A 14,395-nucleotide genomic window follows, 5' to 3' on the forward strand; every position below is an offset into this window, starting at 1 on the left:
GGCCGGGCCCGGCATGATGAGCGTCGGGGCCCTCGAGGCACGCCGCTGGGCCGGCCTCGTGTTCGCGGCCGGACCCGGCGACGGCATCGGCCTCCGCCTCGTCTTCACCACTCCCGGAGGCCAGCGCCGCGAGTTGGAGGACTGGTACTGGATGGTCTCCCGCGTCGGTCCCCACGCGCCGGACGGCGGCTACGCGCGAATGGAGTTCGACCTCGCCGCCGAGCCGTCGCCCTCGTCCCGCCCCGGGGAGGGCACGCTCATTCTGGAGTGGTCGCGCCGCGAGGACGCCGTGGCGCTGCGGGCGGTGGCGCGCGCGCCGGGCCGGGTGGAACTGGTGGGCGACGATCCGTGGGGGTGGAAGGCACGGTGGGAGGAAGCCCCCGACGGCTGGCGCGCGGCGTTCGGAAGCGTGGAGATCGCCGCCGCCTTCGGGCCTCGGGCGGGGGAACGCGCGGCCACCGTGGTCGCGTGGGAGCCGAGGGGAGCGCCGTCTCGACCCGGAGCCGCCCTGGCCCGCGCCCAACGCCTTCTCCCCGGGCTGGACCGCTGGATCGACGACGCGCGCGCCGACTGGGACCGCCGCCGTCCGCGTTCATCGGGGGCCGGGGAAGGACTGGTCGAAGCCGTCGCGGACAACCTGATGTGGACCGTCCTCCTCCAACCGGAAACCGGACGCCTGTACGCGCCGGCCGGCCGCCGATGGATCTTCCCGAAGCCGGGGGACGGCGAACCGCAGGACGGCGCGCAGGATCCCGACGACTGGACGGTGTTTGGATGGGACTCCTTCTTCAATGCGCTCGCGCTCGCCACCGCGTCGGGGCGCCTGGCCTGGGACGTGCTCCTCGCGGGGCTCGATTCGCGCTACCCGAACGGGAACGTGCCCAACTGGAGGAGCCGGCGCGGCGGCACGCCCGATCGGTCCCAGCCCCCGGTCGGATCCTTCGCGGCGCTGAAGCTGCATCTTGCGTGCCCTGATGTGGACGCGCTGGCGGCCGCCTGGCCGGGGCTCCGCGCGTGGAGCGACTGGTGGGTGGCCGACAAGGGTGGACGCCCGCGCCGGGAGGGCCTCTCGCCCGGACTGTTGGCGTGGGGTTCGGATGCGGCGCTGGTTCCGGGGCGCGAGCAGCTCCCGGAGTGGGAAGTGGGCGCGAACGGCCACCAGCGCGCGGCGTGGGAATCGGGCCAGGACGACCTGCCGCTGTGGGAAGAGGCGGAATGGGATCCTGGGCGGGGAATCCTCGCCATGTCCGCCGTCGACCTGTGCAGCTACCGCGCCCTGGACCTGGAGTGCCTGTCGCGGATCGCCCGCATCCTGGGCGACCCGGCGGCCGCGCGACGGCTGGAGGCCGAGCGCCGCCGCCTCGTCGCGGCGATGAACAGGGTGCTGTGGTCCGACGCCGCCGGGCTCTACCTGGACGAGCTTCCTGCGGGTCACTCTCCACGCGTGGCGGCGTCGAACTTCCTTCCCTTGATTGCCGGCGTGCCGTCGGCGCGGAGGGCGCGGCGCATGGTCGGCGTGCTGCGCGACCCGGCGCGCTTCTGGGGAAAATGGGTGCTGCCCACGATCTCGCGCGACGACCCGGCGTTCGACGACCAGCAGTACTGGCGCGGTTCCATCTGGCCGCCCATGAACTACCTCGTGCTGCAGGGACTGCGGCGCTACGGGTTCGACGAACTCGCCAGCGAACTGGCGTGGAAGGGGGCGCTCATGTTCCTGGCCGACCGCCGGCGCACGGGGTTCTGCCGCGAGAACTTCGACGCGCGCAGCGGCCGGGGGCGGGGCCGCCGCTTCCAGAGCTGGGGGCCGCTGTTCGCGCTGGGCGCCATCGAGGAGTTCGTCGACGCCTGTCCATGGCGCGGATTGCGCATCGGCTCCCGACTGCCCGCGTTCGTCGCCCGCGACGTGGGAGGCGACGCCGGCCGCGCCCGCATCGAAGGGCTCCGCGTGGCGGGTCGGGCGCGGACAGTCGAGCTGTCGCGATGAAGAGTGCGGGGCCGGGCCGCCGGCCGGAGCGGCCCACGCTGGTGATCCTCGCCGCCGGGCGATCCACCCGGTTCGGTCGCGCCAAGCAGCTTGAGCCCGTGGGGCCGGGCGGCGAATCGCTACTCGAATACGCGGTTCACGACGCCTTGCGCGCGGGCTTCGGGCGCTTCGTGCTCGTGGTGCGGGAGAGCCAACGCCACGAGTTCGAGGCGCGCCTGGGTCCGCTGCGGACGGCGGGGGTCGCGCTCTCCTTCGCCTGCCAGCGCCTCGCGCACGCCGACCTCGTGCCGCTGCCCCCACCCGGGCGCGTCCGGCCCTGGGGCACGGGATTCGCCGTGCTGGCCGCGGCGGCCGCCCTGCCCCGCCGGGGTCCTTTTGCCGTCTGCAATGCGGACGACTTCTACGGGCGGGCCGCGTACCAGAGCCTGGCGCGCTCGCTCGCGGCCCCTCCCCCGGGCGTCCGCGCCTTCACCGTCACCTACCCCCTGGCCGACACCCTGTCCGCCTTCGGCGGCGTGTCGCGCGGCCTTTGCGAAGCGAAGCCGGACGGCACGCTGCTCCACATGACCGAGGGCCTGGACCTGCGCCTCGAGCGCGATCCGCCGCGGACGGGTTCCGGCGCCGAATCCGCCGCCGCCCGACCCGCCGTCGCGGGGCGCACCCCCGCCGGGACGCCGATCCGCGTCGACGCGGACAGCCAGGCGTGCATGGGCCTGTGGGGGTTCTTCCCCGATATCCTGCCGCTGCTGGCGGAGCGCTTCCGCGCCTTCCTCGCCGCCTCCCCCGGGGCCAACGACGAGTTCTACCTCTCCGAAGCCGTGAGCGACCTGGCCGCCGCCGGACGGGCGCGCTGCGGCCTTCTGCGCGCGGGCGAGGGTTGGATGGGCCTCACCTTCCCCGGCGACCGCGCGGGCACCGCGGCCTCGCTCCGGCAGCTGACCGCGGCCGGGGCCTATCCCGCCGATCTCTGGACGCCGCCGGTTCGCCCGGCACCGGCCCGCCGCGCGCAGGCCCCATCCGTCCGTCCACCGCAGGCGCCGCCCAGCGGCGTCGCGATCGCTCCCGGGCGCATCAACCTCATCGGCGAGCACCTCGACTATAACGGCCTCTCCGTGCTCCCGATGGCGCTCGAGCGGAACATCCGCCTGGAATTCGAGGTGCTGCGCCAGCCGGCGGTCGAACTCACAGGCGATGCCGACCATGGCCCCTTCGCCTTTCGCCTCGACCGGCCGATTGAACCTGCGCCCCAGGGCCACTGGTCGAACTATGTGCGGGCCACCGCCAGGGGGTTGCTGGACCACGGCGTGGAACTGAAGCGAGGCATTGGGGGCAAGGTCACCGGCACGGTGCCGGTGGCGGAGGGGCTCTCGTCCTCGTCCGCCCTCGTGGTGGCGTCGGCGCTGGCCCTGTTGCACGCGAACGAGAAGCATGTGGGGGTGCTGGAGTTGGCGGCGCTGCTGGCCCGCGCCGAGCGTTTCGTGGGGCTGCAGGGCGGCGGGATGGACCAGGCGGCGTCTCTGTGCGGGGCGAAGGGGCACGCGCTGCGGATCGACTTCCGGCCGCTGCGCGTGACGCCGGTGCCGGTGCCGGAGGGATGGCGGTGGGTGGTCGCGTCGTCGCTGGCGCGCGCGGAGAAGGCCGGGGCGTGGCGCGAGCCGTACAACGAGCGGCGGGCCCAGTGCACGGAGGCGCTCAAGCGGCTGGGCCGCGCATCCTGGCTGGAGGTGGTGGAGGCGGACGAGGCCGAGTTCGCATCGATCGTGGCCGGGGCGCGCCGGTCGCTGCCGCCCACGCTGTGGCGGCGCTTTCGTCATGTGGCGACGGAGGGCCGCCGCGTGATCGAGGCCGAGGCCGCGCTGCGCCGGGACGACATGGCCGCCTTCGGCGGGCTGATGAACGCGTCACACGCCAGCCTGCGCGACGACTTCGGCGTGAGCACGGAACCGCTGGACGAGATTGTAGGGGTGGGCCTCGACGCGGGCGCGGCGGGGGCGCGGCTCACGGGCGCGGGATTCGGCGGCTGCGCGATCGCGCTCTGCCGGGAGAGCCGGGCGGAGGGCGTGATGGCCGCGCTGCGAGAGCGCTTCTACGCGCCCCGGGGCGGGGTCGGCGACGGAGCGCTCTTCGTGGCCACAGCGTCCGGCGGCGCCACGGTGACCTGCTAGCAGCAGGGGGTGCCACACATCGAGACAGATCCCCCGGGGTCCAGGCGGCGTCACGGCGCTTCGCAACGGACTCCGACGATTCGGCATCCCCTGGTGTAGCACCACTGCGTTCGGCACGAGCCCCGGGCCGGGCAGAATCACCTACGCCACGGGGGTGGACATGATCGAGACCAAGTCCCGTCCGCAGCCGGAATCCGAGTTTGCCAGACGCGTCGCGACCTGGGTTGTCGTTCTTCTCGCGGTGTACCTCGCGTATTCGGCAACCCACTTCTGGGGTCGGCCGGATGCGGTCGCAGATTTTTTCGCGATGCTGGCCAGACGTCTCCCCGTCATGGTTGCCCAGATCCTCCCGCCCGCGGTGTTCGCCGGTGCTCTGAACGGGTGCGGCATCTTCGGCGGGGGACCTGCCGGTTCGCCACGGCGTCACTGGGTCTTGCTCGCGATGCTGGCCATGGCGGCATATGCCCTGCCGGCCCTTTTCGCGCCCACGTTCGCGCAGTGGACCGGCTCCGACTGGCCGTTTCCCGCCTCTCTCCTTGAATCCGCGAGGTCCGCGCGCGCTGCCGCGGAGGCCGGGTTGGGGAACGAGGCCGCAAGGCATTTGCGTCGAGCGGCGAGCGCTCTGGCGACCCTGGTCGTACCGATTGCGAACGCGGCGTTTGTGTTGCTGGCGGCAGTTCTGGGCGATCTGACCGGAAGATCGACCCGCAGGCTGTCCACCTGGCCCCGCTACGCGACGCGGTGGCTTTCGGGCGGACTCCTGTTCGCGACTTTCTGGATTCCTGCGGCCGTGGCCGACGAATTGGTCGGATACGACGCGGCCTGGGGGGGCCTGCTGTTCGTGCTTCCCCTGTGCGTGCCTCTCGCGGCAGCAGGGATCCTGTTCGCCGTCGTCCGCCCTGGTCGCGGGTCCGCCCGTTGACACCCCGCGATGGCAACACCGGCTTCGACCGGGGGCGGTTTCATGCGGGAGACCACGCGCTGTTTCGCCGTCTGGTGCGCGAGACGTCTCCGCGAATGCTGCGAGTGATCCGTGGCTACGCCCGGGATGACGACCACGCGGCCGATCTGTTGCAGGTCTGCTGGATCCGGATCTACTGGAAGCGTGCGCGCTTCTCCGGCACCGGGTCCTTTCTCGGGTGGGCTCTGACGGTGTGCAGGAATGTCTGCAGGATGGAGGCGCGCAAGCGGCACCGCGCCCCCCTGACCCGCCTTGACGAGCGCGGCGATCTCCCCGACCCCACACCCGGTCCGTCTGAACAGTTGAAACGCCAGGAGCGGGCGGCCGCCCTCTACTCGGCGCTTGACCGGCTCACGGCGCGGGAGCGGGACGCCATCCTGCTGCGCATTCTCGAAGGTCTGAGCACGGCCGAAGTGGCGCGAATATTGGCTGTGAAGGAGGTGTCGGTGCGCTCGCTGATCCATCGGGGCCTCAAGAAACTGCGCCAAATGGATGAACTGATCGAACGGATCCATTGACGACGGAGAACCCCCGATGCTCAAGAAGACGCTCAAGAAGACGCAACGGCTACCGGGTGAGCGGACCGGCGGGCGCGCGGAGCCGGACCAGGAGGCAACCGACCGTCTTGTCTCGGCCGTCGTGGCAGGCCATTCAGGACAGGTCGCGGATCCGGCGGACGGAAACGCCGATGAGAAAACACTCGAGTTGCTGCGCCTTATCGCCTCGATCCGACGAGTCGGGGCCTCCGATTCGCCGCTCTCGGAGTCCGGCGTGGACGCCATCATGGGCGCCCTGGAGCGAGAGACGCGAGGCGTTCCTCGCTCAACTCCGTGGCGGGAGTGGCTGGGCATGGTCTCCGGCTTTCTCACGTGCACGTTGACGCTCGGTTCCGGCCTGCTCCTCATGGGTGGAACCGGCGACCTCCGACCTCCGGGTGCGGTCGCGACACCGGTCCTGGCCGCCGCAGTCGCGTCTCTCGCGGCCCTGGCAAGCGTGCTCCTTCACAGACGATCGACGCTGCGACTCCCGATCCTCCCACTGCTGGTCCTCGGCACGCTCGTCATGGGGTCATGCGCCCCCACACCCCCGGACACAGCGGCGGTTGAGGTCGAGATCGCCCCTTCAGCGGTCACGACCTTCGAGGAAGGCGAAGCGTTGTGGGGGGTGCGCGACATCATCGAGTCCGGTGAAGTGATCTGGGCGCTGACCGAAGCCGCACCTTTTCTGCGGGCGTACGATCGCTCCGGCCGAGTGCTCGCCGACTTCGGCAGATCAGGCCAGGGTCCGGGGGAACTCTTCAACCCCTGGATCCTGTCCACGGCGCCTTCGCCCGGCGAAGTGATCGCATGGGATCTCGCTACTCGCAGGCGTTCCCGGTTCGATGCGCGAGGCAACTTCGTGACTTCAACGCCCACCCTCATCACCCCGGGAGGGACCATTCGTGCCGATATCAGGAGCGTGACCTTCGGGGATCCGTTCCGAGTCGCCGAGGACGGCACCGGAGTCCGGGTGGCCAGCTATCCCGGCGGGATCAACCGGGGCGACGACTTCTGGGGCGGCAAGATCCTCGGCATCACGCACGGTGATGCCGAACCGGCCGTGCTCGTGGACTTCGCGGCCGACCTTCCGGGAGCGGCGATTCGTGTTCCGGTCATGGGTCTCGCCCCCGTGCCACTCTGGGACGGCTGTGCCGGTGGCGTCGTTGCCGTGCTCGACCCGGTCGACCGCAGTCTTCACCTCTTTGCGTCCGGCGGCATGAAAGACAGGCACATTCCGCTGCCGTGGACAGGTCGACTGCTCTCGCACGAGGAGCGATTGGGCTACGTGCGGGGGATGATGCGGAACGAGATGCGAGACACCAACATCACCGAGGCGGAGATCGAACGCGCCGCCGCGGACGCACTGGCCCGTGCGGGCGATCAGCTGCCGGCGGAAGCCCCGGTTGGCATAGATCTGCGCTGCTCTCCCGGACGGATCTGGATTCAGGAGTTCGATGGTTCGTCTTCTCATCCCCTCGGATATGGAAGGGCGTGGAGGACGGTGTCCCTGACCGACGCGGCGCCACAATTCCAGAGGGTCATCTTCCCCGAAGGGTTCACCCCCTATCGCTTCATGGACTCCGCGGCGATCGGCGTGCTGACGGACTCCATGCAGCTACAGCGCGTCGCAGTCGCGCGTCTGGCCGGCCTGTCCTCCTAGCCCGCGCCCACTGCGGCAGGTCCTTGGAGGAGCCGGAATTTCGCCTAAGCGATATCGGCCTGGGAGGTGACCTTGCCAGAAGTTATCAGATTATGATAACCTTTGTTGCATGAGGGGCCCCGACCGTAATCCCGGGCTGGACGCGCTGCTCGACCTTCACGGCGAGACGCTGTTCGTGGACGACAAGAGAAGGCGGCGCGATTCCATGAGAACGCTGAAGATCGGGATTGCCGACTACGATCATATGAAGGCGCGCACCCTGGCCATTGCCCGCGGCGAGCACACCCCCGCGAAGGGTGAGCCGAAGGTGTGGTTCACGTCCATCGAGAGCTTTGCGAAGTTGCTGTCCGAGCACAATCGGCGTCTCCTGGGACTAATCGCCCGGGAGCGGCCGCGTTCGCTCACGGAACTCGCAGAGAAGGCGGGGCGAAGCAAATCGAACCTTTCGCGAACCCTGAAGACGATGTCGCGATACGGACTCGTGGAACTGACACGGGGAGAGCGCGGCAAGCTGGTTCCCAGGGTGCCGTACGACCAAGTGCGACTCGATGTCTCATTGACAGGGACGAGGCACGGATCAGTCAGCGCCGGCCCGTGACGCGCCTGACCGTCGTCCTGTACGCTGCCCTGACCGCGGCCTCGTGCGGCGCCCCCGGAGCCCGCGCCCGCATCTCTGAGGAGACGCGCGTCCTCGACACCTACCCGTTCTCGGACCCGAATCCCGTCCCGGTGCTCGCCACCGACCGCCGGCTGTATCCCTACCACACGTTCGAGGGATACGCCGCGACGTCGGAGCCCAGGGAATGGAAGGTGGTGAGGATGGAGAACGATCTCATCGAGGTCTTCGTCCTTCCCGAGGTGGGCGGCAAGGTGTGGGGGGCCGTGGTGAAGGAGACCGGCCACGAGTTCATCTATCGGAACGAAGTCATGAAGTTCCGGGACATCGCGCTGCGCGGCCCGTGGACCTCGGGCGGCATCGAGTTCAACTTCGGCGTGATCGGGCACACGCCGGCCACCGCCACCCCCGTCGACTATCTGGTGAGGGAGAACGCGGACGGCAGCGTTAGCACGATCGTCGGGGCCATGGACCTCCCGTCGCGCACCCCGTGGCGGGTCGAGATCCGCCTTCCCGCGGAGCGGGCCGCCTTCGAGACGCGCGTCCTGTGGCACAACCCGACCCCGCTGGAGCAGCCCTACTACAACTGGATGACGGCCGCGGCCTTCGCCCGGGACGACCTGGAACTGTTCGTGCCCGGCAACGCCTATCTGGAGCACTCCGGCCGCGTGCGCCCGTGGCCCGTGGACGAGGAGGGGCGCTTCCTGCCGCTCTACCGCAACAACGCGTTCGGCGGAAGCAAGTCTTACCACGTGGTGGGCTCGCTGAACGACTTCTTCGGCGGCTATTACCACGACGAGGGCTACGGCTGGGGGCATTGGGCTCCCCACGAAGACATGCCCGGGCGCAAGATGTGGCTGTGGGCGCTGTCCCGTGCAGGCGGCATCTGGGAGGACCTGCTCACCGACACGGACGGACAGTACGTCGAGTTCCAGGCGGGACGGCTGCACGTGCAGTATCAGCCGGGAGCAGACCGCAATCCCATCTCGCAGGCCGGGTTCGACCCCCTCTCCGCCAGCCGCTGGACCGAGACGTGGTTCCCGCTGGAAGGGACGGGCGGCCTCACCGACGCCTCCCCCCACGGCGCCATGCACGTCGAACGGGAGGGCGGCCGCTTGCGGGTGGTGGTCCAGGCGTTCGGGGCCGGCGCCGACACGGTGAAGGTGTGGTCCGGCGGCGAACCGATCGCCGCGCGGACGGTGGCGCTCGAACCCCTCGACCCGGTCGTGGTCGAGTTCGACGTCGAGCCCGAGCGCCCGTGGCGCGTTTCGGTGCCGGGGCTCGGTCTGGAAGCCTGCTCGAACCCGGGCGAAGCCGGTGTCGACGGCGCGTGCGGACTCGGCGGGGGGGCCTCGTTGTCTCGGCCGTTCGCGACGGACCCCGAGGCGTGGGACGCCCTCCCGGAGACGGATCGCCTGCTGTTCGAGGCGCGGGAGTTGGCGCGGGGCCGCCGCTACGCCGAAGCGCGGACGCTCTACGAGCGGGCGGTCGCGGCCGAACCGTCGAACCGGGAGGCGCTGCTGGGCCTGGGCGCGCTGGCGCTGAGGTCGGCCCGCTACGAAAAGGGCCTCGCCCACGCGCGGCGCGTGCTCCAACTCGACACCTACGATCCCGAGGCCAACTTCCTCGCCGGCAACCTGTATCGCGCCCTGGGGCGCCGCGCCGACGCGCTGGACTCGTTCGGCTGGGCCGCCCGGTCGGTGGCTTACAGGGCCGCGGCGCGCATTCGGCTGGCGGATCTGGCGCTCGACGCAGGGGACGTGGCCGAGGCGCGCCGCCACGCCGCGCTGGCGCTCGACCACGACCGGGGAAGCATTCCGGCGCGCGAGGTGCTGGCGATCGCGGCCCGCCTGGAGGGGGACGAGCCCGGCGCCGAGCGGGTGCTGGCGGAGCTGCTCGAGCTCGACCCGCTGAACCATTTCGTGCTCGCCGAGCGATACCTCGCGGCACGAGCCGAGGGATCCGGGGGCGAAGCGGCCGCGGGCGGGGCCGCCTCGGCGCGCCTCATCGCGTCGATGCGGAGCGAGTTTCCGGGGCAGACGCTGCTGGAGCTGGCCGTGGGCTACGCGAACCGGGGGCTGCCAGACGATGCCGCGCGCCTGCTGGAGCTTGCGGACGACGTGGGCGGCGGCCCCGTGGCCGCGGCGTGGCTCGCCTTCCTGCGTGGCGACGCGGACATGCTGAGGGCCGGGGCCGATCCCGACTTCGCCTTCCCCTACCGGACCGAGACCCTGCCGGTCCTGCGCTGGGCAGCCGACGAAGACCCGCACTGGGGGTGGCGCTACCTCCTGGGTCTGAACCTGTGGGCGCTCGACCGCGACGCCGAGGCGTCCGAAGTGTTTGCGACCCTCGGCGACGAGCCCGACTACGGACCCGCCTACGCGGCGCGCGCGCACCTGACGGAGGCCATGGGCGGCGACCCCGGCCCCGACTTCCGGCGTGCGGTCGCGGTGGATCCCGGCAGCCGCCTTCTCCGCATCTCCTTGATCCGGCACCTGCAGGAAACCGGAAGTTGGGCGGAGGCACGCGAGGTGTCTGGCCAGGGACGCGAACTCTTCCCGGACGACTTCAACCTCGACCTCCTCCATGTGCGAGGGCTCCTCCAGGCGGGCCGCCACCGCGACGCCCTCCGCATCCTCGGCGACACCCGCGCCCTCCCTTCGGAGAACTCCGGCGAGAGCCACCGCCTGTACGAGTTCGCGAATGTCGGGGCCGCGCTGGACGCATTCGAAGCCGGGGACCGCGCGACCGCCCTCCGTCACCTGGAGGCCGCGCTGCTGTGGCCGGAATCACTCGGTCAGGGCCGCCCCTTCGATCCCGACGAGCGGCTGGTGCGGTTCCTCCTCGGGGCGCTGGCGGAAGGCGCCGAGGGTGGGGCCGCGCCCGCGGCTGCCGAGGCCGAAGCCGTCGGCTCGCTGCGCGCCCGCGCCGATGCGCTCGCCGACGCCGCGTCCCCGAGCGCAGCTATCGAGCGAGCCCTCCTGCGCCGGGCGCTCACCGCGGCCGCGCGCCTGGAACGCTAGCTGCTAGCCCGCGGGGGCCCCCTCCGCCGCCATCGTCGCGCCCTCCTCCTCGTCCACGCGCAGCAGTAGCAGCAACCCCGCGGCGAGGAACACGATGATGGAGGCGATGGCCCAGCGATGGCTGCCCGTGGCGCCGAGAATGAGCCCGTAGGAGAGCGGTCCCAGCACCGAGGAGAGCCGGCCCGAGAAGGCGTAGAAGCCGAACATCTCGCCCTGTTTGCTTCGGGGCACGAACGACCCGAGCAGCGCGCGGCTCGCGGCCTGGTTGGGGCCCACCATGAGACCCAGCAGGATGGCCGCGACCCAGAACATGGTCCGGTCGCGCGCGAACCACGCCAGGGCGGTCGCCACCATGAGCAGGACGAGCGTGAACGCGATCGTCCGCTTTCCGCCGATCCGGTCCTGGACGAACCCGAAGCCGATCGCGCTCGCGCCGGCTGTCGCGTTCACGACGATGCCGAGGACGAGGAGGTCGGCCGTCTCCATCCCGAACTCGGCCGCTGCGTAGATCGCGGCCATCGTGAAGGCCGTCGTGAGGCCATCGTTGTACACGAGGCGGGCGATGAGGAGTCGGATCGCCTGGCGGTAACGCCGCAGGTCGCGGGCCGTGTCGCCGATGCGGGCGAAACCCATCCGAACGTAGGTGCCGAACGAGGCTCGGCGGCGGGGCTGCCGTTCCCGGAGGAAGAGGAAGGTCGGAATTGAGAACGCGAGCAGCCAGCCGGCGGCGAGGAGGTTCGTGGCGCGCACGTTGAGGCCGCCCGCCTCCGGCAGCCAGGCAGTGACCATCCCCAGAGCCAGGATGAGACAGAGCAGGCCGCCGAAGTATCCGAGGCCCCAGCCCAGGCCCGATATCCGTCCCATGTTCTCGCGCGTCGAGAGTTCCGGCAGGAACGCGTTGGCGAGGGACTGCAGCGACTCGTAGGCCACGCTGGCCCCCACGAAGACCAGCGCGGCGATCCACGCATCGCCCGGTCCCATGCGGAACAGGCCAGCGGTGAGGGCGACGCAGACCGCCGTGGCGATGAGCAGAAAGCGCTTCTTGAGGCCGCCGAAATCCCCCACTGCCCCCACGACCGGCATGATGAGCGCGGTGATGATCGCGGACGCGTTGACCGCGCGCGTCCACCAGATCGCCCCTTCGATGGGGTCGGTAGCGATTGACCGCGCGTAATAGGCGGAGAAGATGAACGTCACGACGAGCGTCCCGAACGCCGAGTGGGCGAAGTCGTACATCGCCCACGAGACGATCTCCCGCCGTTCGACGGGCGGGGGCTGGGGATTCGAGTTCACGCGCGGCGGCCTTTCGGGGCAGACGGGGGATCCCGTCGGGAAGGCACAAGGGTACGGTCCCCGTGAGGCATCGCGCGACCCGTCGGTTTGTCCCGAACGCAGGGCGCGGGGTAGGTTTGCGGGAGTGCCGCTCCCGGAAGCGGCGTCCCCGTATGAGGCGGAAGAGGCGGGAGATTCACATGTCCACACATACAGGCGCGAGCCCGAAATCCCACGTCAGCGAAGCCGAGGCCCGTAAGGTCGCCGAGGCGGCGCGCGAGACCGATTGGAGCGGGCGCACCTTCGTCCGGAACCTGTTCCTCGGGAAGTTCCGGCTCGACGCGATCCACCCCTATCCCGACCCCGACGACTTCATCTCCGAGCGCGCCCGCGCGTGGACGGAGGACCTCCGCGTCCTTCTCCGTGACGAAGTGGATTCGGACGGCATCGACCGGGACGGCAAGATCCCGCCCTCCGTCGTCCGGGCGCTCGCCGAGCGCGGCGCCTTCGGCATCAAGGTGCCGCAGAAGTACGGCGGCCTCGGGTTCAACCAGACGGAGTACGCCAACGCGATGCGGGTCGTCGGCTCCGTGGACGGCAACATCGTCGCCCTCCTCTCCGCCCATCAGTCGATCGGCGTGGGCCAGCCGCTCAAGATGTTCGGCACCGAAGCGCAGAAGCAGGCGTACTTCCCGCGGCTCGCGAAGGGGGCCGTCAGCGCCTTCGCGCTCACCGAGAACGATGTGGGCTCGGATCCGGCCCGGCTCACCACCTCCGCCGAGCGCACGGAAGACGGGAGCGCGTTCATCCTCAACGGCGAGAAGCTGTGGTGCACCAACGGCACCCTCGCCGACCTCTACGTCGTGATGGCGCGCCACCCCGACACCGGGCGCATCTCCGCCTTCATCGTCGAGCGCGACTGGCCGGGCGTCGAGGTCGTGCGGCGCTGCCACTTCATGGGGCTCCGGGCGCTCGAGAACGGGATCATCCGCTTCACGAACGTGCGTGTACCGGCCGAGAACATCCTCTGGAAAGAGGGGAACGGGCTCAAGCTCGCGCTCATCACGCTGAACACGGGCCGGCTCACGATCCCCGCCTCGTCGGTGGGGGGCGCGCAGGCCGCGCTCGAGGCGTGCCGCCGCTGGTGCGCGGAGCGAATCCAGTGGGGCGTGCCGGTCGGGAAGCACGAGACGATCGCGCACTACTTGACCTCGATCGCGACGCGGACCTACGCCATGTCCGCGATCGCCGACCTCGTGCAGTCGATGGCGGACCGGGGCGGCTACGACATCCGGATCGAGGCCGCCATGGCGAAGCTGTGGAACACCGAGACGGGCTGGCAGCTGGTCGACGACGCGCTGCAGGTGCGGGGCGGCCGCGGCTACGAGACCGCCGACTCGCTCACGGCGCGGGGGGAGGAACCCGTCGCGGTCGAGCGCTGGCTGCGCGACTTCCGCATCAACCGGATCTTCGAGGGCTCGAGCGAGATCCTGCGCCTGTTCATGGCCCGTGAGGCGGTCGACCGCCACCTCCAGGTCGCGGGCAGTCTCGTCGACCCGCGACTCGGCCTCGGCGCGAAGCTCAAGGCCCTGCCGAGGGCGGCGTGGTTCTACGCCACCTGGTATCCGACGACGTGGATCGGCTGGAGCCTGCCGCCGCGGTTCGCGAGCCACGGACGCCTGGCGAAGCACCTTCGTTTCGTCGAGCGTAACAGTCGCAAGCTGGCCCGGACGATCTTCCATCTCATGCTTCGCCACGGACCCGCCCTCGAGCGGCGCCAGGGTCTGCTCTTCCGCGTCATCGACATCGGCGCCGAGCTGTTCGCGATCGCGGCCGCCGTCACCCGGGCCGACATGCTGCGCCGCCGCGAGGGTGACGCGGCCCGCGACGAGGCCCGGGAGGCCGTGCGCCTCGCGGACTCGTTCGCCGCCGAGTCACGCCGCCGCGTGGGCGAACTCTTCCGCCACATCCGCTCGAACCACGACGCGGCCGACTACCGCATCGCCCAGGACATCATGGCTGGCGACTTCACCTGGATGGAGCGCGACATCGTCGGCCTCCAGAAGGCCCAGCTCGAAGCGTGGAAGGGCCCGGCGCCGGACCTGTCGTCCGACGGGAGAGCCCATGCCCGCCGGACCCGACGAGTCGCGGAGGTCCAGACCCAGGTCGTTTAGC

The 14,395-nt window shown here is 70.7% G+C and carries 9 protein-coding genes; 8 read left to right on the forward strand and 1 reads right to left on the reverse strand.

Annotated features, from left to right (window positions below; all coding sequences use genetic code 11):
• Positions 1-13: 13 nt before the first annotated feature.
• The 7 genes from ACOOHF_RS01415 (at position 14) to ACOOHF_RS01445 (ending at position 10,948) form a co-directional block, all read left to right on the forward strand.
• On the forward strand, positions 14-1,984 hold the full coding sequence (locus tag ACOOHF_RS01415) for an MGH1-like glycoside hydrolase domain-containing protein (RefSeq protein WP_420463081.1): 1,971 nt from the start codon (positions 14-16) through the stop codon (positions 1,982-1,984).
• Positions 1,981-4,149 (forward strand): galactokinase, encoded by a 2,169-nt coding sequence (gene galK / locus ACOOHF_RS01420; protein WP_420463082.1) that lies wholly within the window; start codon positions 1,981-1,983, stop codon positions 4,147-4,149. The genes ACOOHF_RS01415 and galK overlap by 4 nt, the downstream gene beginning before the upstream one ends.
• A gap of 160 nt (positions 4,150-4,309) precedes the next feature.
• Entirely contained in the window at positions 4,310-5,071 is a 762-nt protein-coding gene (locus ACOOHF_RS01425) for a hypothetical protein (protein ID WP_420463083.1), read from the forward strand.
• A complete protein-coding gene (locus ACOOHF_RS01430) occupies positions 5,068-5,628 on the forward strand; it encodes an RNA polymerase sigma factor (protein ID WP_420463084.1) in 561 nt (186 codons plus the stop codon). Before ACOOHF_RS01425 ends, ACOOHF_RS01430 begins: the two co-directional genes overlap by 4 nt.
• Positions 5,629-5,644: 16 nt before the next feature.
• On the forward strand, positions 5,645-7,309 hold the full coding sequence (locus tag ACOOHF_RS01435) for a hypothetical protein (RefSeq protein WP_420463085.1): 1,665 nt from the start codon (positions 5,645-5,647) through the stop codon (positions 7,307-7,309).
• A 109-nt stretch (positions 7,310-7,418) separates the two neighbouring features.
• Positions 7,419-7,907, forward strand: coding sequence for a helix-turn-helix domain-containing protein (locus ACOOHF_RS01440; protein WP_420463086.1), 489 nt, complete (start codon positions 7,419-7,421; stop codon positions 7,905-7,907).
• Positions 7,904-10,948 (forward strand): DUF5107 domain-containing protein, encoded by a 3,045-nt coding sequence (locus ACOOHF_RS01445; RefSeq protein ID WP_420463087.1) that lies wholly within the window; start codon positions 7,904-7,906, stop codon positions 10,946-10,948. The genes ACOOHF_RS01440 and ACOOHF_RS01445 overlap by 4 nt, the downstream gene beginning before the upstream one ends.
• 3 nt (positions 10,949-10,951) lie before the next feature.
• Here ACOOHF_RS01445 and ACOOHF_RS01450 read toward each other — a convergent pair whose 3' ends face one another.
• Positions 10,952-12,241 carry an MFS transporter gene (locus ACOOHF_RS01450; protein ID WP_420463088.1) on the reverse strand — a complete coding sequence of 430 codons (1,290 nt, stop codon included), beginning with the start codon at positions 12,239-12,241 and terminating at the stop codon, positions 10,952-10,954.
• A 179-nt stretch (positions 12,242-12,420) separates the two neighbouring features.
• On the opposite strand from ACOOHF_RS01450, the gene ACOOHF_RS01455 reads away from it, so the two are divergent.
• Positions 12,421-14,394, forward strand: a complete 1,974-nt coding sequence (locus tag ACOOHF_RS01455; RefSeq protein ID WP_420463089.1) for an acyl-CoA dehydrogenase family protein — start codon at positions 12,421-12,423, stop codon at positions 14,392-14,394.
• Position 14,395: the final 1 nt, after the last annotated feature.

The sequence above is a fragment of the Candidatus Palauibacter sp. genome (genome assembly GCF_965216145.1).
Taxonomy (GTDB): domain Bacteria; phylum Gemmatimonadota; class Gemmatimonadetes; order Palauibacterales; family Palauibacteraceae; genus Palauibacter.